Here is a 23,389-nt window from a genome sequence, read left to right as displayed (position 1 = left end):
GCACTGTGACGATCTTCCGTACATTCCGCATCCCGTTCCGGCACGCTGCCGTTTTGCCGCTCGGCCTGCTGCTGCAGGCGTGGGCCTGCGCGGCGGAAGCGCCGATTACTCCCGGCAGCGTCTTGGATAGCCTGGGCAACACCAGGCCGCGCCAGGCCGTCACGCCGCCGCAGGTATTGCTGCCGCTGCCATCGCCGCCTTCGGAGCACGATCCGCGCGCCCGCCGCTTCCGCGTCAATGCCTTTGCCATGTCCGGCAATACGGTTTTCCGCGAGCGCCGCTTGAAGCAAGTGGTGGAGCGCTTTGTCGACCAGGAACTGAACCTGTATGACCTCAACAAGGCCGCTGCCGCCATCACCGAGTTTTACCACGCGCGCGGCTATACGCTGGCGCGGGCGGTGATCCCTGCGCAACGGGTCGCCGACGGCATCGTCAAACTGCAGATCATCGAAGGCCGCATCGGCAAGCTGCGCTTTTCCGGCAACCGGCGTTTTGCCGAAGGGTTTCTGGCTACACGCACGCAGATGCTGCAGCCGGGCACGCTGGTGACCACCGAGCGGCTGGAGCATGACCTGCTGCTGCTCAACGATATCCCCGGTCTTGCCGCTAAAGTCGTGCTGGAGCCGGGGGCCGAGTTCGGCACCACCGACGCCGAAGTGAAGATCACCGAAAAGCTCGTCACCGGCAGCATCAGCCTGAACAACAATGGCCGCAACGAAACCGGGCGCAACCGGCTCGAAGCCGGCCTGAGCCTGAATTCTCCCTTCGGCTGGGGCGACCAGCTGTCGCTGACCGGCTCGATTACTGACCACAGTCTCGTGCGGTACTGGACTGCTGCCTATTCGCTGCCCTTGAATACCCTGGGCACGCGCTTGTCGCTCAGCGCCGCGCGCACCGGCTATGACGTCAGCGGCGCAGCGGCGGCCCTGGGCATTACTGGCGAAGTGAAGACTGCCGAGGTGGGCGTCAGCCATCCGCTCGTGCGCACCCGCGAAAACAGCCAGTGGCTCAATGTCGGACTGCGCCGCAGCCGCTTGGTGCAAAACGCCCTGGGCGTGACGATGTCGGACAATAAAATCAGCGTGCTGAATCTGGCTTATCAGCTCAACCATATTCATGAAGACAGCGCCGTTACCAACCTCAAGCTTGGCCTGACGAGCAACTTCAAGGGCGTCAGGTCTGCCACCCAGCAGGATGCGGTGCGGGCGCGCTACGAAGTCGATGTCAACCATACTTCGCCTTTCGTGCAGCGCTGGGACCTGTATTTGCGCGGCACCATGGTGTACAGCGCGGAGATGCTGCCGGACACGGAAAAATTTTCCCTGGGCGGGCCGGGCAGCGTGCGTGCCTATCGTCCTTCCGAAGTACGCGGCGACAGCGGCTATCTGGGGACGGCGGAATTGCGCCATCCTTTCGAAGTATTTGGCCGCATGGGCATGTTCCGCTTGACTCTCGACACGGGCGAAGTCATTTACAAGATGCCGGGATATGCTGACAGCCGCGACAAGCTGCACAGTGCCGGCGTGGGCGCCGTCTTGTACGCCTTCAAGGGTGTGACGGCATCGATCGACCTGGCGACAGCGCTCGGCAACCGGTATAAAGCCGCCGACGGCCAGAACCACAGGGTATGGATGAATGTCAGCGCCAGTTTCTAAAAAAACGGCCATCGCGCTCGCCGCGGCGTTGCTCTGCCATGCCACGGCGCTGGCGCAGCTTCCTTCCGGCGGCACGGTCGTCGGCGGCGCTGCTGCGATCAATGCCGCCGGTGCAAACCAGGTCATCACGCAAACCACGCCCAAGGCCATCATCAACTGGCAGGATTTTTCCATCGGCGCCGGCAACAGCGTGCGCATCAACCAGCCGAACACCTCTTCAGTCATCCTGAATCGGGTGACCGGGAATAATCCTTCCCATATCCTCGGCAACCTGTCGGCCAACGGCCAGGTATTCCTGGTCAACCCGTTCGGCGTCTATTTCGGCGCCGGCGCCGTGGTGGATGTCGGCGGCTTGATTGCCACCACCCTGTCGATCCGTAATGACGACTTCATGGCTGGCAATTACGTATTCAGCCGCGAAGGCCTGGCTGCGCGGCGCGAAGTCATCAATGCCGGCTTGCTGAAAGCGCGCGATGGCGGGTACATCGTGCTGGCCGGCGACTACGCCGGCAACAGCGGCGTGATCCAGGCTCGCCTGGGCACTGCCGCGCTCGCCTCCGGCAACAAGCTGACGCTCGATATCGCCGGCGACAGCATGATCAATTTCACGGTCGATGAAAAAGCCGTGGCCGATCTTTCCGGCGTCAACAACAGCGGCCAGTTGCTGGCCGATGGTGGTCGCGCCATCATGACGGCGGCGACAGCACGAGACCTCGCCGCCACCAGCGTCAACAATACCGGCCTGGTGCGCGCGCAAAGCACGGTCGAGCGCAATGGCGAAATCTACCTGATGGCCGAGGGCGGCAATGCCCAGGTCAGCGGCACGCTCGACGCCAGCGGCAGCGGTGCCGGCCAGACCGGCGGGCGCATTGCCGTGCTGGGCGAGCGCGTGGCGCTGACCGGCAATGCGCGCCTGGATGCCTCCGGCGACGCCGGCGGCGGCACGATCAATGTCGGCGGCAGCTATCAAGGCAAGGGACCGCTGCCGAATGCGCGCAGCGCCTATGTCGCCAGGGATGTGACGATCGATGCCTCCGCCAGGAACAATGGCAACGGCGGCGATGTCGTGGTCTGGTCGGATGAATACACGCGCTATTACGGCGATATCGCGGCCAAGGGCGGCGCTCAAGGCGGCGATGGCGGCAATGTGGAAATCTCCGGCAAGGCGATTCTCGACTTTAACGGCACGGCCAATACGCTGGCGCCCAAGGGCAATGCCGGCACGCTGCTGCTCGACCCGAGCGATATCGAAATCGTGCAAAGCGTCGACGCGGCCACGGCAGATATGACTGGAAGTGAGCCCTTTCGCGATGCCACGGATAACGGCGGTACCTCGCGTATGTCGGTCGGCGCGCTGGAGACGGCGCTGGCCGGCGGCAATGTCACCGTGACGACAACGACCGCCAGCGGCACGGCGCCGAAGGGCGGCACCATCACCATCGATGACGGCAACGGCGGCGGTGTGCAATGGAATTCCGGCTCGACGTTGCGCCTGCAGGCAAGCAACCGCATCGTCATCAACTCGCATGTCGAAGGCTACAACGGCACGATCTGGCTCGATGCGGCCAATGGCGCCACGCAAAAATCCGGCACGGTCATCGGCGCCAACGGGCTGCTGTTGACCGGCGGCGGCAACTGGGATTTGGTCGGCATCACGTCCGACAACTTCGTCGGCAGCTGGAACAAGGTGAACACCTTTGCCGCCAATATCAGCGGCGGCTATGTCCAATTCAGTAATGATAAAAATCTCACCATTGGCACGGTCAATGGCGTTTCCGGCGTGACCCATGCCAATGGCAATACCCAGTTCTACCTGGACCGTAACAATGGGGTGCTGAACCTGGCGCAAAACGTCAGCACCAGCAGCATGTACGTCCGCGCCCAAGGCGGCATCAACCAGACTGCCGGCGCGCTGCAAGTCAATAACCTGGCATTGCGCAATGGCTCGGCCAACTTGGCCATGGCAGGCAATAACATCCGCAACATCAGCGCCGACATCAACGGCGACTTGGTCGTCAATACCCAGGGCAGCATGACGGTCGGGAATCCGTATGGCCAGGCCGGCATCAAGACCAACAACCATAACGTCACGATCACCACCGGTGACGCCGCCGGATTCGACCCAACCAAGCTGCCCGACGGCACCAACCCCGCCAGCCTGACCCTGAATGAAAGCATCGATGCCGGCACCGGAACGATTCGCCTGACGGCCGGCAGTGGCGGCGTCTATCAGCGGCACGATGTCGATGCCGCCACCAGCGAACCGCTTGACGCCGGCTCGCTCAAGGCTGGCAACTTGCTGTTGCAAGGCGCCAGCTCAAGCAGCGTTACGCCCTTTGTGCTGAACAATGCTAAGAACCTGGTGACGACTATGGCCGCCAGGACCAACGGTTCCATCAGCTATACCGGCGGGCCGCTGAATATCGGCAGCGTCGGCGGCGTATCCGGCATCAATACGACCGCCAATACGATCGTGACGCTGGCCGGTGTCGATGCGCAGGGACGCGCCACGCCCGCCATCTATAACGACAACAATGTGTCGTTGTCGGTGGGCGGCAACCTGAATATCTTCGCCAACATCAATGCGGCCACGGCGACCGGCTCCGGCGTGGTGTCGGTCGGCGTCGGCGGTGACTATATCGCCCAGACCTTTCTGGGCAGCCGCATCAACGCCAATACGCTTGGCGTCTTCGGCGATGATTTGCTAGGCACGTTTTACCTGACCACGAATGTCTCGGCTTTGTCCGCCGCCGGCGGCAAGACCATGGTCATCAACAATAGCGCGTACACCGGCGAGCTGACCGGCCTCGGGATCGGCGCGGTCGCCGCCAGCGCTACTGCGCCCGACGTTTCCGGTAGCGGCTCCACCACGGTGACCAGTTCCAGCAAGCCGGTCGGCGACTTTTATCTGACGACCGGCGGCGCCCTGAATATCATCAAGTTGAACAGCCAGGGCGACAACCTGCTGTTGCGCGCCAATTCGCTCAATATTCTGCTCGATGCGGCGACCAAAAACGGCGCGCGCATCATGCTTCAGCCGTATAACACGGCTTACCGGATCGGCATCGAAAATGGCACGGATACCGATTTCACTGCCGACATCAATTACAGCGCCGGCCTGCTGAAAAAATTTACCAACGAGACGGCAACCTTTTTCATCGGCACGCCGCAGAACGCAATCCTGAATGACAGCAATGTCAATGCGGCGGCAAAGAATATCCAGACCGGCGACATCCACATCGGTTCCGACGGCGCGCTCGATCTCGGCTATCGCAGCCTGTCGGCGCAAACCACCGGCAGCATCGTCGCGCACGAAGTCGGTCCCCTCTACAACTTGCGCCTGGCGGCAACCAATCTGACGATCCATTCGTTCAAGACGTTTGGCCCGCAGATGCATTTCTTTACCAATAACCTCACGCTGCCGGGGACTGCGGACAAGTATCAAAACTTGAACAAGCCGCAGATTACCTTCCGCACCCTGAATGACGAGACGATCTGGGTAGGCAATAGCCCGAAGTCATGGGAGCCCAATTTCACGGCAGCTGAAATCATGAAAATGCCGGACGGCAGCACCATCATCATCAGCGGCAGTACTGACTACCCGTTCCCCAACGGCGGCGCCGGCTATGGCGACATCCACCTCCCATGGGACGACACGCTCGGCGCCGCGCTGGGCAACAGGAAGCTGGTGATCTCGACCGGCAATAAGGTGTTTACCTATAGCCGGACGCCCACGTTTACCAAGAAAAATGACGGCGGTACCAGCGGCGGCTTATGGCAGGGATGCCAGGATCTCGATACCTGCAAGGGCGAGAACCCCAACCCCTTCCCTGATTCGAGCATCGATGGCGGCGATAATTCGGGTGGCGGCAACGGCTCGGGCGACGGCGGCGTGGTGGTCAATCCGGACAGCGGCAGCTGTGTCGGTTGCCCGCCGGCTCCTCCCAATACCAATCCCTATCCTCCGCAAACCACCACTCCCGGCGACGATGGCGGCACAGGCGGCACTGGCACCGACGGCAGCGGCACATCCGGTTCCGGCAGCATTGGCGGTGGTGATGGCGGCGGTGACGGTGGCGGCAATGGCACGGGCGGCGGCGGCACCGGTGACGGCGATGGCGGAACCGGTACTGGCGGCGCCGGAGACGGCGGTGCAGGAAATGGCACCGGAGGCGGCGGCACCGGCGATGGCACCGATGGATCAGGCACGGGCGGCACCGGCGATGGTACAGGAACCGGCGGCACTGGCACGGGCGGCACCGGCGATGGTACAGGAACCGGCGGCACTGGCACGGGCGGCGGCGGCACTGGTGACGGTGATGGCGGAGACGGTACTGGCGGCGCCGGAGACGGCGGTGCAGGAAATGGCACCGGAGGCGGTGGTGCGGGTGACGGCACCGACGGCTCCGGAACGGGCGGCACCGGAGATGGCACCGGAACCGGCGGTAATGGCACGGGAGGTGGCGGCACTGGTGACGGCGATGGCGGAGCCGGCAGCGGCACTGGCGGCACGGGTGACGGCGGCAACGGCGCAGGAGGCGGTGGCACCGGCGAAGGCACCGATGGCGCCGGGACAGGCGACACCGGCGATGGCACAGGAAACGGCGGCAGCGGAGGAAATGGCTCGGCTGACGGTGATGGCGGCGCCGGGACCGGCAGCGGCGGCATCGGCGATGGCGATGGCGGCAATGGCAACGGCGCGGGCAATGGCGGCAAGGGCGATGGTGCCGGTGGAGCCGATGGCGTTGGTGTCGGTGACGGCGATGGCAATGGCGGCACGACCGGAGCCGGCGACGGTTCAGGCGATGCCGGCAGCGGATCGGCCAGCGGTGGAACTGGAGATGGAGATTCTGGCAGCGGCACCGGAGGCATTGGCGCCGGCGACGGCGATGCATCCAATGGTGCTGGCGCAGGTGGCGACAACGCCGGCGATGCGGGTTCTTCGACAAAAGGCGGCGACCTTGGAGATGACAATGGGTCAGGAAACGGTAGCCATGATGAGAACGGCGCAAGCGCAACAGCGCCGGCCGCGTTTGACCTCAATTGCGCCGATGTGTCTGCGGCTGCGGTCAATGACGCTGTCCGGGATGACGACAAAGCCGATGCCAAGAACCGTCTCATCCAGGTCAACCGCGAAGGCCTACGGATGGATGACCCTTGCCAGAAGCCGCAGGCACAGAGCGGGCCGGCGTCTCTAGACGGAAAATAAGAAGGAGGAGGGAATCAGGAAGAGGGAAGAAAGGTCGGGAAACTGACCTTGTGTTTGCAAGAGGTGAGCCTTGCGTGAATACAACACTTACCAAAAGTACTGTTTATTTATACAGTATTTGTGTTAAAGTGCCATCACGTTCAATGTTGATAATATACAAGAAAGGTGAACACCATGGCAAACATGACATCTTCGCTGCCCCTCAGCTTCCAGCCTAACTACCTGGCTTCCTCCATTCAGCTGCGTCTCGGCCGCCGCGAACTTTCCATCGGTCGCAATTACCGCACCCTGTTTTACCGCGCCAATCCCATCCTCGAATGCAGCCCAGGTATTGCCAGAGGTCATCTGCAAATCCTGTTATTTCGCCGCTGGCTGATCGTCTTGTCGAAGGCGCGTTGAACCTCTGTTTCGCCATGCCATCCTTTATATAGCGGATTCAAGCTGTTAAATAAGGAGGCAATCATGGCTGCACAACAGGATTGGCAAACCGAGTCGTACAAGGGCATGGATATTTTCGTCACGGCCTTGCCCCACGAGGGAACAGAATCGCTCTGGGATTACACGGTGCGCATCGCCTGGCCCGGCGAAGACGCCACCAGTGAGGGCGAGGTGGTAGGAAAGTCAGGCGACGATGGCGACTATCCTTCGAAGGAAGCCGCGGTCCAGGCCGGTCTGCAGAAAGGCCATGCACTGGTGGATGAACTGGGCAACAAGGGCCGCGGCGAAGCCCATGCGCCGCAAATGAACTGACCGGCGCCAGCATAATCGCTGCAGCATGATCGTGCTGCAGCTCTAGCTTTACGACGTGAAGCAGGGATAGGAGCCCGGTCTGGCATGCTGGCTGGTTTCGCGGGTGATGCGCTGCATTTTCGCCAGCACCAGGTTGGCCAGCTTGCGCTGGTTTTCCTGTTCCGGCGTATCACTGGTGTCGCTGCATAACAGGCCGGACACCAGCACCATGCCATCCGCCAGCACGGATTTGATATCCTCACCAGTGATTTCGGGCAACTTTGCCAGATAAGCTTCGGCTTGGCCGATGATGGAGGGGGTGCTTTGCGCAGGCAGTTCGGTAGAAATCGCGCTTCTCATAGCATGGTCATTGTCAGTTAATCACGAGGAAGATGATTATTTTCTGACAACAAATGCCGGCCTTTGCGTTTGCACAAATGTTTGCGGCACCCTAGTAATTTTGCGGTAAACGACTTTCTAGCGCTGGGAATAGTAGGACACGACCTGCTCGATCTCTTCCGGTGTCATTTGTCTTGCGATATGTCGCATCTGACCCTGCAAGTCATTGCGGCGCGTGCCCTTGGCAAAGGCCAGCATCTGGTTGCGCAGGTAGGAAGCTGGTGCGCCATCGAGCAGGGGCGCCGCCGTTTTCAAATCGCTGCCGCCATGGCAGGAAATGCAGGGTGCGATATTGCGCATCGGCGCGCCGATCTGCACGATGGCCGGCGCGCGTAATTGTTCCGCCACGCTGGGCGGCGCCGTCACTCGTGGCAGGGAAGCGTAATAGGCGCCGAGGTCGCGCATGTCCTGGTCGCTCAGGTTGCGCGCATGCGGCGCCATGATCTGGCTGACGCGATGTCCCGACTGATAGTCGCGCAACTGTTTGTAAATGACTTCCGGCCCCTGGCCGGCAAGACTCGGACTTTCGGCGCCGCTCATGCCGCGCACGCCATGGCACATCGTGCAGCGCAGGGCCAGGGTGCCGCCGCGGCCGACCGCTTCCGTATCGGTCGCCACCATCCTCGGAATGAGGATGACTTCGCTGGGGCGCGACTGCGACGGCGCCAGTTGCACGTCGGGGTTGGCCAAAGCCGGCGCGCCGGCCGCGCGGCAGATCGCATCCCATGCGCCGCTGAGCGTGCCGCCGGCTTGCCGGTACGGCATCCAAATAAAGCCGACCAGGCCGGCGAGCAAACCAATGCCCACCACGATGGAAAGGGCGCCGACAAACCATGGGTTGCGCAGGGAATAAAGTCGCTCTTGCGCCATCATTTCACCCCGACGAAGACAGCCGGCACCGAGGTCGTTTCCAGTGCCATGAGCTTGACGATCGGATAGCCGTAATTGACGACGGTCAGCCCGATCATCAGCGCAAGCCACAGCGAAAAGCTGTTCAGGGCAATCGGCACCCGGGCTGGCTGATGCACCGGCTGGCTGAAGCGGAACTCGGGCAGGCTGACCCGCGCGCCGAGATGGCCGCGCACGAGGATGGCGAGGAACAGCAGAGCCGACAACACCAGCAACAGTCCGCCGATAAAGGTGATGGTGACGGAGAGGGCTTGCGGCGCAATCGCGGGATCGCTGTAGTCGAAATACGCCATGCGCCGCGGAATGCTGAGGATGCCGACATAGTGCCAGGGGAAGGTCACGACAATCATGCCGATGAACCAGAGCCACAGCTGCAGGCGCATCATGCCCGCACTCTGCAAGGCCTTGCCGGTGAGGTGCGGCCACAGGTCATAGGCGATCGCAAAGTACATGATGACGATGGCGCCGCCGAAAATCAGGTGGAAGTGGCCGGTGATCCATTGCGTGTTGTGGACGGTGAAGTCGAGCAGATAACTCATGTTGATGATGCCGCCGGCGCCGCCAAAGCCGAGCAAAATGAAGGAAAAGGCCACGGCCAGCATCATCGGGTTTTGCCAGGGCAGGGCCTTGACCCAGCCCAGCACGCCGCGCCCGCCGCGCAGGCGCGCGGCTATTTCCACCGAAGCGGTAATCGTGAACACCGTCATCAGCGTGGGCACGGATACCATGCCGGTGAAGATGGCGTGCACGAACTTGAAGCCTTCCCCCACTTGCGGGTCCTGGAAGACATGGTGAATCCCGATCGGCATGGAAAACACCAGGAATAGCACGAATGCCACCCGTCCCGCCGTATCGCTGTAAAGCCTGCCGCCGATGGCGCGCGGCACCAGCGTGTAAAAGGCGATGTAGGTCGGGATCAGCCAGAAATAGACGATCGCATGCAACGTCCAGGAAAACAGGATGCGCGCCAGCCCGGCATCGATGGTCGTCTTGAAACCGAGCGCCACCGGCAGGATTTGAAACAGGATTTCCAGCGCCGCACCCACCGATGTCCAGGCCCACAGATAAGCGCCGGCGACATTGGCAAACATCGCCAGCGGAATCGGTGCGCCGGGATTGTCCTTTTTCCAGGCATGCAGATTGATCGACATGAGCGCCACCCAAATCCACGAGCCCACCACCACCAGCACGACGCCGATGTAATAAAACGCATTGCCGATCATCGGCGGATAAAACGTGTATAACACCGATGCCAGGCCCATCGCCACCGGCACCATGGCGACGATCGTGCCGACCACGATCAGCCAATAGCCGATCCATGCCCATTTTTTACCGAGAAGCGGGCGCTTCAACGCCAACTCGACAATTGCATAGCCGAAGCCCATCGCCACCAGAATCGGAAAGACATACGCCATCGCCGAGCCATGCGCCGTCACCGAGCGGTAATACAGTTCCGGGTTGCTCAAGCCCGGAAACAGCGGGCTGCGCACGTACATCTGCCACTCGCCAAGCAGCAGGGCGAGGAAGAAGGCCAAGAATCCCAGCCAGAAATGCGCCAGCACCAGTCGTTTACTGTTCAACACAGCTGAGCCTCCGTCGGTTTTGCGCTTGCCGGAAAAAATCTGCCTTGTCGATGACTTTCACGCGCGCCCACATGCCGGCATGGCCGACGCCGCAAAATTCATGGCAAGGCATCACATGCATGGCCGGCTTCTTGAAGGTGGTCAGGAAGTTGGAGATGTAGCCCGGCTCCAGCATGACGTTGACGTTGGTGTCGGCGATGATGAAGCCATGAATGAGATCGGCGCTGGTGACGCGAAACCTTACCGGTGTCTTGTCGGGCACCAGAAGGCAAGGCGGATTGAAGGCATACTGCTGGCCGACCACGCGTACCGTCACCGAACCATCGGGCTCGATGGCGGAGCCGAGATTGTCTTCGGTGAATTCGCCGGCGAGATGCAGCGTCGCGGGATTGACGGTTTCGATGCGCTGCGTCGGCATCATGACCCAGTGCAGGCTGGTGAAGGCGATCAAGCAGAGCAGTAAGCCGATCACGGCGATGACAAAGATGATCCAGCGCGATTCGGCCTTGGCTGCCGCATCGTGGCTGGCCGAATGTCCGGGTAGGAGCGGGGCGGGCATGGCTCAGGTACGCGGAATGAAAACGAAAAAGTAAAACGCAAACCAGATCGCCAGCACGATCAGGACTGCCGTGCCGGCCAGAGCCAGCGCGCCGCCGGGGCCGCGGCTGACGATCTCATCGACCCGCTGTTGCGCCGCCTCGGGCGAATCCACGCTATTGTCATAAGGTTCCAGGATCATGAGCGTCGCCTATTCCATGTGAACGGATCGCAGTGCATTGGCTTCCCGCGGCGTGACCGGCGCGCCGCGATTGCCCCAGGCGGTGCGGATATACGTCACCACTGCCGCCACTTCGACATCCGACAATTCCTGGGCGAAGGGCGGCATGCCATATGGCATGGGATTCTTTTTCGTGCCGGGGGGATAACCGCCGTTGAGCACCATGCGGATCGCATTCACCGCGGAAGTCATTTCGATCGACTGGTTGTTGGCCAGCGGCGGGTAATGCGGCGGCTTGCCGCGGCCATCGCTGCGGTGACAGGTCGCGCACTTGGCTTCATACACGCGCCTTCCTTCGGAAAAGGCCTGGATGGCTTCAGGAGTGTTGGGCAACTGGCTCGGTCCGCGCACCGAGGTTTCCTTGTCCGGTAAGCTCTTCAGGTACACCGCCATGGCGCGGATATCTTCATCCGATAAGTGCTGCAGGCTGTTGTAGGTGACCTCGGCCATCGGCCCATACACGGTAGCGCGCATGGAAATCCCGACCTGCAGCAAGTCCATGATGTCTTTCAATTCCCATTCCCCCAGGCCGGCTTCGCGATTGGAGGTGAGCGACGGCGCATACCAGTGCTGCATCGGGATCAACCCGCCCTGAAACGCCTGCGCCTCGGAAGAGCCGCCCAGCATGTTGATCGGCGTATGGCACATCGCGCAGTGTCCCAGGCCTTGCACGAGATAAGCGCCGCGATTCCATTCGACGGACTTGGTCTTGTCCGGCTGGTATTCGCCTTGCTGGAAATACAGCGTGCGCCAGCCGATCAGCAGGGAGCGGTTGTTGTAAGGGAAGCGCAGCTCGTGCGGCCGGTTTTCCTGCGCCACCGCAGGCACCGACATCAGATACGCGAAGATGGCATCGGAATCGGCGCGCGTGACCTTGGTATAAGACGCGAAGGGCATCGCCGGGTAGAGCAGCTTGCCATCGCGCCCGCGCCCGGTATGCATCATGTCGTAGAACTCGGTAGCGGTCCAGGCGCCGATGCCATGCTTGCGGTCCGGTGTGATATTGGGGGAATACAAGGTGCCGAAAGGCGTGGGCAAGGGGCGGTTGCCGGAAAAGATAGGCTTGCCAGGCACGGTGTGGCAAGCGATGCAGTCACCGGCCTGGGCCAGGTATTTGCCGCGTTCGATCAGCGTGGCGGAAGCCGGCGTGCGCGAGATCGGAGAGGGCGAAGAGGGTTGAACCGGCCGAGATAGCGGAGCGGTCTGGGCACTAGCCTGCGCCGCCACCAGCAACATGGCGCCAATGGCAAGCCATGCCAGCCATGCTTTGCCACGCATCTGCATCAACTTGATCAGCACCGGGCTTCTCCTCGCTAAGGCTTTTGGCTACCGCAATTCAAGGGCAAGGCGGCGGTCGAGCGCGCCAGGGGGCGCGTCTCCGACGGGATCGGCATCGACGACAGCCATGCCGCCACTGCGGCGACATCCTGTTCGGTCAGGCGCGCGGCAACCAGTTGCATGCAATCCGGCTCGATCGACGTGCGGGTGCCATAGCGCCAGGCGCCCAATTGCGCGCTGATGTAATCCGAACGCAAGCCGATCAAGCCCGGAATGCCGGGTTCGCGTCCACTGAGATTCGGGCCATGGCACGCGGTGCAGGCGGGAATCTGACGGCCTGAGTCGCCCTGCTGCACGAGTTGCTGGCCGCGCCGCAATACGGATTCGGCTCCGGTCGCGGGCTGCGGCGCGGCATAAGGAATGCGCGCCTCGGCGTAATACCGTGCCATGGCCTGCAGGTATTCGTCAGGCAGATAGGCCAGCAGGTAATTCATCGGCGCATATTGGCGTCGGCCATCGCGAAATGCCGTCAACTGATTGAAGAGATAGCCCGCCGGCTTGCCGGCGAGACGAGGAAAATAGGGGCGGTCGGTGCCCTTGCCGGCTTCGCCGTGGCAATACACGCAGGCGCGTACGCGCTCTTCCATGGTGTTCGGCGGCAGCGTCAACGGCGCAGGGCTTCCGGCAGGTTGCGCCAATGCGGGGCGGACCAGTGCAGCAAACAGGCAAATTGTCAGAATCAATATATGCCGCAGCACCGCTCACCTCCTGTTCACATGCGGGAAGGCCTGTCGCTTATTGATGAGGTAAAACAACTGTCGCTTTTGCAATAACCAAATAGACTTGGGCTCCAGGTAAAAAATTCCTGTGCGGCCAAGAAAAGCGCATGAGGTTTGATATGCATTGGATTGCCATGCCGTTTCATGAGGCGCTACGCTGGTCGACTTGCTTCAACCTCGTCATCATCACGCTTGTACAATAAACGAACACCGTGTGCCGGCGCGCAATCGGCCTGGCCGGCCGGCATACGACGAGGCGCGGCATGGATCGGCCCTCCGGTCTGCAGGCCGGCGTCGAGGAGACTCCAGTGGGAAAGCGAGCTGCAATCGCTGTAGCGCTGTTTGCCGGATTGGTAGCCATCGCCGTGCCGATCCTGGTGTCGCTTTACCTCGCCAGCATGCAAAGTCTCGAAGCCGAAGAAGCGCGCGCCCTCGCGTTGGCCGCCGAAGTCGTGCGGCGCAGTGATGAAACCAGCGAGCAGATCTACAAGGCGTTTGCCAAGCTGGGCAGGGAACGGATCGCCGATCCGTGTTCGCCAGCGAACATCGAGCGCATGCGCGAGATCGATTTGAGTTCGACCCGCTTGCAGGCGGTGGGCTACATCGCCGGCAACAAGCTGCTGTGCTCATCGCTGGGCAGTCATGGCGCAGGGATTCCGGTGGGGCTGCCGAACTACGTGAATACCAATGGCGTCAGCATTCGCTCGGCGGTCGAGCTGGCATTCGTGCCGGGCTCGCAATTCACCATTTCCACGCAAGAGGCAAGCGGCTATGCCGCCATCGTGCATCGGTCCGGCCCGCTGGATGTGATGTTATACCGGCCCGGCATGTCGATCGGCCTGGTCGGCAGGAGCAGCGGTGAACTGATTTTGAATCGTGGGCCGTTCAAGCCGGAGCCGCTGCAAGGCATGCGCCCTGCACAGGAGATCAAGCGCTTCGATGGCAAGTACGTGTTCGCCGCCGTCAGCTCGCGCAACTACGATTACATTGCCTATGCCGCGGTGCCCGCCGTGTATCTCGATGCCGGGACGCGGCAATCGGCGCTGGTGCTGGTGCCGGTCGGTATCATCGCCGGCCTCGTCCTGGCGCTGGCGGTGTATTACCTGACCAGGCGGCAGTTATCCATGCCGACGCTATTGCGCAATGCGCTGCGTGCGGAAGAGCTTTTCCTGCTCTACCAGCCCATCGTCGATTTGCAGAGCGGGACATGGCATGGCGCCGAAGCCTTGTTGCGCTGGCGTCGGCCGGATGGCAACCTGATCAGGCCGGATGTGTTCATATCCGTCGCCGAAGCCAGCGGCCTGATCCGCCAGGTCACGCAAAAGGTCATGGCGCTGGTGGTGCGCGATACCGCCGGCCTGCTGAAGCGCTATGAGGATTTCCACATCGGGATCAATGTCGCTGCAGCCGATCTGAAAAGCGGCAGCTTCATCAACGAACTCCACGCCATGCTGCGGCGCGCCGGCGTCGGGGCGGGCAGCATCATGGTGGAGGCAACCGAGCGCGGCTTTCTGGAGACGGAACATGCGGCGCAAATCATCCGCGATATCCGCAAGACGGGCATATGCGTGGCCGTGGATGATTTCGGCACCGGCTACTCCAGCCTGTCGTACCTGACCAGCTTCGAGCTGGATTACCTGAAAATCGACAAATCCTTCGTCGATACCATCGGCGTGGAAGCCGCCACCAGCCAGGTCATCCCGCACATCATCGAGATGGCGAAATCGTTGAATTTGCGGATGATCGCCGAAGGCGTGGAGTCCGAGGCGCAGATGCGATATCTGCGCGAACGGGGCGTGCAATACGGGCAGGGTTGGCTGTTCGGCAAACCCATGTCGATCGGCGAACTGGCCAGCCAGCTTGCGCAAAACCGAAACTAGCCTTGGCTGGCAATGAAAAGTCAGAGAACGCTGCTTCCGTGATCTCGCTAGCAAGCGCGCAGGTGAACCTGCGCGCCGCCATGGCGACTGTGGTTCAGGCAAAGCAGCCCTGGCGCTCGGCGACCAGCGTGCCAAAGCCATGCAGGATCCGTGAGGCTGCCGCAGTCGGCGTGACTTGCTCCTGCAAGCGTCGCGGGTCGCGGCCCTCGCGTTCCAGGTCGGCGCCAAGATGCGCGATATAGCCAGCCATGGCGGCGCTGCTGAACTCGGGGTGAAACTGCGTGCCCCAGGCTGAGTTACCCACGCGGAATGCCTGGTGCGGCTCGAACTCGTTGCCGGCCAGGAGCACGGCGCCGCGCGGCAGCTTGCGCACGCTTTGGCGGTGCACGACTTGTACCGGAAATTCATCCGGCAAATCCTTGAACAGGCGATCGGTGGCAGCAGCGGCCGTGCGGCGCACCGGCACGGTGCCGATTTCCATGCCCTGAGGGTGATAGCCCACCTCTCCACCCAGTGCATGCGCCAGCAATTGATGACCGTAACAGATGCCGAGCACGGGAATGCCGTGCAAAACCAGCTTGTAAAGCCAGAAGGCCGTCGTCGCGCTCCAGGGAGAATAGTCGGTCACCATCGCATGCGAACCGGTGACGATCGCGCCGGCGATGTCTTCATTGGGCGGCAAGGGTAAATCCTGGCGCGGATCGATGACTTCCACCGGAACATGTAGCCTGCTGATGCCCGCCTCGATCCAGTTTTCAAAATCGCCATGCCGGGCAGCGAGCTGGGGGAAGGTGTCGCCCAATTTGATAATGACTAAGGGTTTCATGATGCGGCCGCAATGATGAATATTGACAGAGTTCAAGCAAAACAAATGCCATCGTCACTGCTCCGGAATTGTGCAGCCGCTATGGCATCCAATCTATATTGTCGTGATGGAGGGCATGCGCGTGCCGAATGTCGATCGTATCAAAGCAACCTGCGCTGCCGGCAATGCCGATTTATCCACATAACGCAAACAGCCTGCAAAGTGCCGCTTCAATCGGCAAAAACTTGACTAAGCCCATATCGACCATAACGGACGAGGAGAAGATCGAAGTCATGCGGCCACTGTGATGGCCGGTTCTGGCAATTGCATCAGTCTTGTGCGCGGCACAAGGAGGAATCATGAATATGAAAAAATATTACTCTTGGATGGCAGGAATGCTGTTTCTTGCCGCGATGGCGGTCTCCGCCCAGTTATCGGCACAGGATGCCACGCAAGAACCTCCCGATGTCCTCGTCAAACGCGTCAGCCAGGAAATCATCGACCTGGCCACCAGCGACAAGGATATCCAGGCCGGCAACCGCAAGCGCATCCTGGAAGTCGTCAATCAGAAAATCTTGCCGCATGCCGACTTTCAGCGTGCCACGGCTTTGGCAGTCGGCCGTCACTGGCGCACGGCAACGCCGGAACAAAAGACCCGGCTGATCAAGGAATTCCGGGATTTGCTGATGTACACCTACGCCGGCGCCATGTCGCAAATCAAAAAAGGCTATCCGCTCGAATTCCTGCCCTTGCGCGCCGAGCCGGATGCCACGGATGTCGAAGTGCGCTTCCAGGTCCGGCGCCGCGAGCGCAGTGCCGAACCCATCCGTGTCAGCTATCGCATGGCCAAGACGCCGGAGGGCTGGAAAATCTATGACGTCAATGTGCTGGGCGTGTGGATGAGCGAAGCGTACCGCAATACATTTTCTTCCGAAATTGCCCGCGGCGGCATCGATGGCTTGATCCAGGCGCTCGAACAAAAGAACCGGCAACTGGCGGCCATAGGCGGCCCGGCAGTGGTCAAAGAAGGGCCGCTGGTGCCGTCGGTGGGTAGTTAAGGGCGGCACACCTTCCAGGCCTGACCATGCACGACCCATACGATCTGCAACGGTTTCTCGATGCGCAGGAATCGACCTATGACCATGCCCTGGCGGAACTGCGTGCCGGGCGCAAGCGCAGTCACTGGATGTGGTTCATCTTTCCGCAAATTGAAGGACTGGGACGCAGCGACGTGGCGCGCCGCTATGCGATAACTTCGCTCGATGAAGCGCGCGCCTATCTGGCGCATCCGATTCTCGGTGCCCGCTTGCGCGAATGCAGCCGCGCGGTGGCGGAATTGGCGGGCAAGTCCGTGGCAGCCATCTTCGGCTATCCCGACGATATGAAATTTCATTCGTCCATGACGCTCTTTGCGCAAGCAACTGACGACAACGAGGTTTTTGAGGATTGCCTGCGCAAGTATTTTCAAGGCCAGCCCGATGCACTGACGCTGCAGCGCATCGGGCGTTGAGGCGCAGCGCCTATTTCCGGCTGGCGCACATCTCCAGCGACGGTTCTTGCGCGCAGCGCTTATCGATAAAATAATTCACCACGACCGAGCCGACGATGCCGACCACCAGCAAGATCACCATTGTCGTTATGATCGTCAGGCCACGCATTTTCATCTGGGTGGGCGCCATTCCATTTATCTCCGAAGTTTGAGTTGCGACGTTGTGTTGTGCTCGTATCGCCCGGCTGCTAAAAGCATTGCATCCAGGCGCCATTGCGGGTGCAAAGTTTGCCTGCCTTATTGAGGTAAGTCGTCCCGCCGCCGCTATTGTAACGGTTGCCGCTGCCATCCCAGCAACCGACCGGGTCGCAGCCGGTCACCGTCGCGGGACGATCCGGCTGCATGGATGGCGCAGGACGCGAAGGCTGCGTCGTCGAGGGACGCGACATCGGCCATAGCGTGGTGCTGCCCGGTGGCGTTACGGTTGGCGGAACGATGGCCGGTACACGGCGGCGCGGCTGCGGCGGTTCTTGTTGGGACGGCGAGCCGGATGGTCGTGCTGGCCGTGCGGCGGCGCGCTCAGGCTCGTCATCCGCTGCCTGGGCCGACAAGGGACATTGCACGAGAAGTGCCAGGAAAATGACGCCGCGAATCATCATGACAATGGGGAGGCGGGCAAAGCTTATGTTCGACCAGCTTCCCGGCACAAACGTTCTGCGCTGTCAGGCGGAGCGCCTGGATGGCGTGCGCTTGCCCGGCTTGCGGTGGCGCGCCGGCGGCGTGCCTGCAGCCGGTATCTGGGCGATATCCGGGTCACGCTTGAACGCTTCGGCAAAGAAATTGGCGAAGCTATTGATCTTCAGCGAAGGCCGGCGCGCCGGCTGGAACACCACATTCAGCGGCAGCGGCGGCAGCAAAAAGCGCGTCAGGATCGGCTTGATCCGCCCGGCACGGATATCTTCGCCGTAAGTCCACAGCGGTGAATAACTGATGCCGAGTCCTTCGCAGGCCGCTTGCCGGATCGCTTCGGAACTATTGGACTGGAAATTGCCGGACACGCGCACCGTCAACAGCCGTTCGTCTTCATCGAGATAACCCCATTCATTGATGGTCGCCAGGCCGGTATAGACCAGGCAGTTATGCCGCAATAGTTCATCGGGATGAGTCGGTTCGCCATGCCTGGCGAGATAGGCGGGCGAGGCCAGGGTGGCGCGATACGCCGTGCCGATGCGGCGCGCCACCAGCCGGCTATCCTTCAATTCGCCGACGCGGAAAGCGATATCGATGCCGGCCGCCACCAAATCGACGAAGTTATCGTCGAGCTGCAAGTCGATGCGCATGTTCGGGTACTTCGCATAAAACTCCGGCAAGCGCGGGACGATATGCAGGCGGCCGAAGGTCACCGGCGCCGCTACCCGCAGTACACCGCTGATTTCATGCTCGGCCCGATGCACTTCGATGCGCGCTTCTTCCAGCGTATCGAGCACTTGCCGGCAGCGTTCGTAATACAACTGGCCGGCTTCGGTCAGCGAATGGCTGCGCGTGGAGCGCACCAGCAAGCGCGCGCCGATCTGCGCTTCCAGCGCTTGCACTTGCTTGCTGATGGCCGATTGGGTGGTGAAGGCTTCGCGCGCGACGGCGGAAAAATTTCCCGTTTCGACGACCCGGACAAAGGTCTCCATCAAGCGTAAGCGGTCCATCGCTGCTCCTATTCCTGAATGGAATAAATAATATCACTCTCTTTGTCTACTGCATGGATTCAGGAATGGGCATAATCAACCGTCATGAACCGTAACCAGATCACCACATTGGTTTGAATGAAGGAAATTAACAAGATGAATGCTCCACTGTCACATAGCAATACCCAAGTTGCACAAGCAGAAAACAAAAAATTGTTCCAGCCGCTGCGCATCGGCGATATCGAAGTCGCCAACCGGGTCGTCATGGCGCCTCTGACGCGCGGCCGCGCCGATGAAGCCAACGGCGATATTCCGGGCAGCGCCATGAATGTCGAATACTATCGCCAGCGCAGCAATGCCGGCCTGATCATCAGCGAAGGCACGCAAGTCTCGCCCATCGGCAAAGGCTACATGGCCACGCCAGGCATTTATTCCGATGCCCAGGTCGAAGGCTGGAAAGCCATCACCCAGGTGGTGCATGACGCCGGTTCCAAGATCGTGGCGCAAATCTGGCACGTCGGCCGCGTTACGCATTCCGACCTGACCGGCGGCGCACAACCGGTCGCGCCTTCGGCAATACAACCCGAAGGTATAGCGTATACCCATAACGGCAAGGTCGAACTGCCCATGCCGCGCGCGCTATCGGTGGAGGAAATCGCCCAGGTCGTCGAGGAATATCGCCGAGGTGCGGCCAATGCCATCCGCGCCGGTTTCGACGGCGTGGAAATCCATGGCGCCAACGGTTACCTGATCGACCAGTTCCTGCGCGATGGCGCCAACAAGCGCACTGATGTCTATGGCGGCTCGGTGGAAAACCGCTGCCGCTTTGCGCTGGAAGTCGTGGATGCCGTGATTGCCGAAGTCGGCGCCGGCCGCGTCGGCATTCGCCTGTCTCCAGTCACGCCGGTCAACGATATCAGCGACAGCAATCCGCAAGCCGTATTCGGTTACCTGGTGGAAGAATTGAACAAGCGCGGTATCGCCTTCATCCATTTCATCGAAGGCGCGACAGGCGGTGCGCGCGATTTGCCGGGCTTTGACTTCGCTTGGGCACGCCAGACCTTCAAGGGTGTGTATATCGCCAACAATGGTTACAACCGTGACCTGGCGATTGATGTCGTGGAATCCGGCCGTGCCGATGCCGTCGCATTCGGGCGGCTGTATATTGCCAATCCCGACCTGGTGCAGCGCCTGAAGTCGAACGCGCCAGTCAATGCGCCGAATCCGCAAACCTTCTACACGCCGGGCCCGGTGGGGTATGTCGATTACCCGCACTTGCAGCAGGCAGCGTAATCGTTCTGTTGAACGCTTTCCTGCAGGCGCAGCTGGATTGCGCCTGCAGGGAAAATAATCCCGGCATATAGATGCACGATGGCGGAATACGTTGCTGAATGAAGCTTGACTGAGATCAAGCATGCTCACAAAATGCGCTCATTCTCCTGGCTAAGTCATCGTTATCTCCATCCAAGCGCATATAATCGGCCCTCTCGCGTTGATACCGACCCGTATTCAGTGGCGGAATCATCAAACTAGTGTCGATTACGTAGTGCCCGGTATCGGCACTTACGATTACATGCAGCAAGGATGCCGACATGACTGCTGTCCTATTCCAGTCTCACGAAGCCAGCGCTGCCGCAGTCAGCCATATGCTGCGTGCCCCTGTGCCGGCATGCGCGTTGGTGCAACTGCGAGCCACCAGACAGTGCCCGAGCCCGAGCGCTCGCGGTGAAACTTTCACAGCGGTAGAACGCTATCTGCAGGCGGCATCACTCCAATGAATCTGCCATCCAATCCCGCGGTGATCGCCATGCTGCTGGAAGAAGATCTCAACGAGCTGTATGAGCATGCGCCTTGCGGCTTTATCTCGACGCTGCCGGATGGAACCATCATCAAGTGCAACGCCACCTTCCTGGAGTGGACTGGCTACAGCCGCGGCTTGGTGCTGGAAAAGAGGCGCTTTCAGGATCTCCTGCCGGCTGCCGGCAAGGCGTTTTATGACGCGCATTTTTCCTCGCTGTTGCTGAGGCAGGGCTGCGCCAGGGAAATCTCGTTCGATCTGATTTGCGCCAACGGCACGCCCAATCCCATCCTGCTCAATGCCACGCTCAAGCGCGACGAGCGGGGGCAGCCGCAAGTGATCCGGACGATCCTGCTCGATGCCCGCAGCCGCCGCGCCTACGAAGAAGAATTGCGTCTGGCCCGGCGCAAGGCAGAAGAGGCCGAAGCCGCCGCCAGGCACTTGAACGAATCGCTGGAAGCGCGCGTGTCGCAGCGTACCGAGGAACGCGACCGCATCTGGCGCATGTCGCAGGATATCCTGGCCATCGCTTCGAGCCAGGGAAAATTCACCAGCTTCAATCCTTCCTTTACCCGCCTGCTCGGCTGGACGGAAGAAGAGGGGCGGGCGATGTCCCTGCGCGACCTGGCCCATCCCGAACACCGGCAACAGCTGGGCGAGATGTTCGCCAAGCTGTCCACGGGCGCGCCCGTCACGCGAGTCCGGATTCCTTGCCGCCATAAGAATGGCGCCTGTCTCTGGATATCCTGGACCATCATGCCGGAAGGCGACCAGCTTTATGCCGTCGGGCGCGATATCACCGACCAGAAGCAGCAGGAAGACATGTTGCACAAAACCGAGGAAGCGCTGCACCAGGCGCAGAAAATGGAAGCCATCGGCAAGCTCACCGGTGGCATCGCGCATGACTTCAATAACATCCTGCAAGTCATTGCCGGCAACCTCGAGCTGCTCAAGCTGAATTTCACCGGCGATGAACAAGCCGTGCAACGCATGAACATGGCGATCGCCTCGGTCAAGCGCGGCGCCAAGCTGGCTTCGCAATTGCTGGCCTTCGCGCGCCGCCAGGCCTTGCATCCGGTGCCGACCGACCTCGGGCGCATTTTGCGCGGCATGGATGAGCTGCTGCGGCGCGCATTGGGCGAATCGATCGAAATCGAAACGATCGTCGGCGCCGGCTTATGGAATGCCATGGTCGACCGCAACCATCTGGAAAATGTCATCCTCAACCTGGCGATCAATGCCCGGGACGCCATGCATGGCCGTGGCAAGCTGACGCTCGAGCTGGGCAATGCGCAGCTGGATGAACGCTATGCCCATCTGCATGCGGATGTCACGCCCGGCCAGTATGTGATGCTGGCCGTCTCCGACACCGGCACAGGCATTGCTCCCGATATCATGGACAAGATTTTCGAGCCATTCTTCACCACCAAGGGGGAAGAAGAGGGAACCGGCCTTGGCCTGTCCATGGTGTATGGCTTCGTCAAGCAAAGCGGCGGACATATCAAGGTCTACAGCGAGCTTGGCCACGGCACGCAATTCAAGATTTACCTGCCGCGCGTGCATCAGCCGGAAGCCGTGGCTGCCGACAGCCTCGCCGCTCCGGTCAAGGGCGGGGAAGAAACGATCCTGGTGGTGGAAGACGATCCGGCGGTGCAAGCCACGGTAGTGGATATGCTGACGAACCTGGGCTACCAGGTCTTGAAAGCCAGGGATGGCGAAAGCGCGCTGACGGTGCTGGCAAGCGGCCAGCCGATCGATCTGCTCTTTACCGATGTCGTCATGCCGGGCACCGTGCGCGGCGCCGAGCTGGCCAGGCAGGCGAAATCACGGTTTCCCGACATCGAAATACTATTCACCTCCGGTTATACGCAAAACGCGATTCTCCACGCCGGCCACCTCGAGCCCGGCGTGGAATTGATCAGCAAGCCGTATGGCCGGGAAGACCTCGCAAGAAAGCTGCACCAAATGCTTGCGAATAAGCGAAAGAAGTTACAAGACTCTCCCATGATTCAAGATTCAATTGCTCCACCAAAAACGCCCGCAGCCAGGAATGACGCCTACCGGATTCTGGTGGTCGAAGACAGCGAGGATGCCAACCTCGTGCTATGCGAAGTGCTGCGCTATCTCGGCCATGCGCCCGAGGGCGTATGCAGCGCCGAAGACGCCCTGAAGCTGATGGCAAGCACCATGTTCGATGTCCTCATGACCGATGTGCGCCTGCCCGGCATGCCCGGCACCGAGCTGGCCAAGCAGGCGCGGCTGCGCAATCCGGACATCAAGATTATTTTTTCATCGGGTTTCGGCGACGTGCATCAGGCCGGGATGGAATCCGTCTCCTTGCCCAAGCCCTATGACCTGGACCAGGTGAAAGAGATCCTGAACAGGATTAAGGCATAAGGATTAGGGCATAAGGCAGCGC

The 23,389-nt window shown here is 61.0% G+C and carries 20 protein-coding genes; 9 read left to right on the top strand and 11 right to left on the bottom strand.

Annotated elements, in window-relative coordinates:
* The first annotated feature begins 5 nt into the window (after positions 1–5).
* From EDC30_RS08895 to EDC30_RS08880, 4 genes are all read left to right on the top strand, one after another.
* Positions 6–1,655, top strand: coding sequence for a ShlB/FhaC/HecB family hemolysin secretion/activation protein (locus tag EDC30_RS08895; RefSeq protein WP_132258465.1), 1,650 nt, complete (start codon positions 6–8; stop codon positions 1,653–1,655).
* Entirely contained in the window at positions 1,636–6,864 is a 5,229-nt protein-coding gene (locus EDC30_RS08890) for a two-partner secretion domain-containing protein (protein WP_132258464.1), read from the top strand. The genes EDC30_RS08895 and EDC30_RS08890 overlap by 20 nt, the downstream gene beginning before the upstream one ends.
* 174 nt (positions 6,865–7,038) lie before the next feature.
* Complete coding sequence (locus tag EDC30_RS08885; protein ID WP_132258463.1) at positions 7,039–7,263, top strand: hypothetical protein; 225 nt, start codon at positions 7,039–7,041, stop codon at positions 7,261–7,263.
* Positions 7,264–7,326: 63 nt separating this feature from the next.
* Positions 7,327–7,614: a hypothetical protein gene (locus EDC30_RS08880; protein ID WP_132258462.1), complete on the top strand. Its 288-nt coding sequence runs from the start codon at positions 7,327–7,329 to the stop codon at positions 7,612–7,614.
* Between the two features lie 48 nt (positions 7,615–7,662).
* Here EDC30_RS08880 and EDC30_RS08875 read toward each other — a convergent pair whose 3' ends face one another.
* The 7 genes from EDC30_RS08875 to EDC30_RS08850 form a co-directional block, all read right to left on the bottom strand.
* Positions 7,663–7,953, bottom strand: a complete 291-nt coding sequence (locus EDC30_RS08875) for a hypothetical protein (RefSeq protein ID WP_132258461.1) — start codon at positions 7,951–7,953, stop codon at positions 7,663–7,665.
* A gap of 117 nt (positions 7,954–8,070) precedes the next feature.
* Positions 8,071–8,862 carry a c-type cytochrome gene (locus tag EDC30_RS08870; protein WP_132258460.1) on the bottom strand — a complete coding sequence of 264 codons (792 nt, stop codon included), beginning with the start codon at positions 8,860–8,862 and terminating at the stop codon, positions 8,071–8,073.
* On the bottom strand, positions 8,862–10,484 hold the full coding sequence (locus EDC30_RS08865; RefSeq protein WP_132258459.1) for a cbb3-type cytochrome c oxidase subunit I: 1,623 nt from the start codon (positions 10,482–10,484) through the stop codon (positions 8,862–8,864). Before EDC30_RS08865 ends, EDC30_RS08870 begins: the two co-directional genes overlap by 1 nt.
* Positions 10,471–11,043, bottom strand: a complete 573-nt coding sequence (locus EDC30_RS08860) for a cupredoxin domain-containing protein (RefSeq protein WP_132258458.1) — start codon at positions 11,041–11,043, stop codon at positions 10,471–10,473. Before EDC30_RS08860 ends, EDC30_RS08865 begins: the two co-directional genes overlap by 14 nt.
* Positions 11,044–11,046: 3 nt before the next feature.
* Entirely contained in the window at positions 11,047–11,223 is a 177-nt protein-coding gene (locus EDC30_RS19475; protein ID WP_165973775.1) for a hypothetical protein, read from the bottom strand.
* A gap of 9 nt (positions 11,224–11,232) precedes the next feature.
* Complete coding sequence (locus tag EDC30_RS08855; RefSeq protein WP_424446910.1) at positions 11,233–12,546, bottom strand: c-type cytochrome; 1,314 nt, start codon at positions 12,544–12,546, stop codon at positions 11,233–11,235.
* Positions 12,547–12,575: 29 nt separating this feature from the next.
* A complete protein-coding gene (locus EDC30_RS08850) occupies positions 12,576–13,187 on the bottom strand; it encodes a c-type cytochrome (protein WP_132258513.1) in 612 nt (203 codons plus the stop codon).
* A 395-nt stretch (positions 13,188–13,582) separates the two neighbouring features.
* Here EDC30_RS08850 and EDC30_RS08845 point away from each other — a divergent pair, with 395 nt between their 5' ends.
* Positions 13,583–15,199 (top strand): EAL domain-containing protein, encoded by a 1,617-nt coding sequence (locus EDC30_RS08845; RefSeq protein ID WP_132258457.1) that lies wholly within the window; start codon positions 13,583–13,585, stop codon positions 15,197–15,199.
* 94 nt (positions 15,200–15,293) lie between these two features.
* On the opposite strand, the gene EDC30_RS08840 is transcribed toward EDC30_RS08845, so the two are convergent.
* Positions 15,294–16,025: a glutamine amidotransferase gene (locus EDC30_RS08840; RefSeq protein WP_132258456.1), complete on the bottom strand. Its 732-nt coding sequence runs from the start codon at positions 16,023–16,025 to the stop codon at positions 15,294–15,296.
* 344 nt (positions 16,026–16,369) lie between these two features.
* On the opposite strand from EDC30_RS08840, the gene EDC30_RS08835 reads away from it, so the two are divergent.
* Positions 16,370–17,062: an MlaC/ttg2D family ABC transporter substrate-binding protein gene (locus EDC30_RS08835; RefSeq protein WP_132258511.1), complete on the top strand. Its 693-nt coding sequence runs from the start codon at positions 16,370–16,372 to the stop codon at positions 17,060–17,062.
* A gap of 26 nt (positions 17,063–17,088) precedes the next feature.
* Positions 17,089–17,514 carry a DUF1810 domain-containing protein gene (locus EDC30_RS08830; protein WP_132258455.1) on the top strand — a complete coding sequence of 142 codons (426 nt, stop codon included), beginning with the start codon at positions 17,089–17,091 and terminating at the stop codon, positions 17,512–17,514.
* 10 nt (positions 17,515–17,524) lie between these two features.
* Here EDC30_RS08830 and EDC30_RS19470 read toward each other — a convergent pair whose 3' ends face one another.
* The 3 genes from EDC30_RS19470 to EDC30_RS08820 form a co-directional block, all read right to left on the bottom strand.
* Positions 17,525–17,683: a hypothetical protein gene (locus EDC30_RS19470; protein WP_165973774.1), complete on the bottom strand. Its 159-nt coding sequence runs from the start codon at positions 17,681–17,683 to the stop codon at positions 17,525–17,527.
* Between the two features lie 58 nt (positions 17,684–17,741).
* Positions 17,742–18,152, bottom strand: coding sequence for a hypothetical protein (locus tag EDC30_RS08825; protein WP_132258454.1), 411 nt, complete (start codon positions 18,150–18,152; stop codon positions 17,742–17,744).
* Positions 18,153–18,215: 63 nt separating this feature from the next.
* The gene (locus tag EDC30_RS08820; protein ID WP_132258453.1) at positions 18,216–19,193 is read right to left on the bottom strand and encodes a LysR family transcriptional regulator; all 978 of its coding nucleotides are present in this window, start codon (positions 19,191–19,193) and stop codon (positions 18,216–18,218) included.
* A gap of 135 nt (positions 19,194–19,328) precedes the next feature.
* On the opposite strand from EDC30_RS08820, the gene EDC30_RS08815 reads away from it, so the two are divergent.
* The gene (locus tag EDC30_RS08815; protein ID WP_132258452.1) at positions 19,329–20,465 is read left to right on the top strand and encodes an alkene reductase; all 1,137 of its coding nucleotides are present in this window, start codon (positions 19,329–19,331) and stop codon (positions 20,463–20,465) included.
* 481 nt (positions 20,466–20,946) lie between these two features.
* Positions 20,947–23,367, top strand: coding sequence for a hybrid sensor histidine kinase/response regulator (locus EDC30_RS08810; protein ID WP_132258451.1), 2,421 nt, complete (start codon positions 20,947–20,949; stop codon positions 23,365–23,367).
* The last annotated feature ends 22 nt before the right edge of the window (positions 23,368–23,389 follow it).

The sequence above is a fragment of the Paucimonas lemoignei genome (assembly GCF_004342585.1).
Lineage (GTDB): Bacteria > Pseudomonadota > Gammaproteobacteria > Burkholderiales > Burkholderiaceae_D > Paucimonas > Paucimonas lemoignei.
Note: the sequence above shows the minus strand (reverse complement) of the source record. Positions and strands in the feature narration are given on the sequence as shown.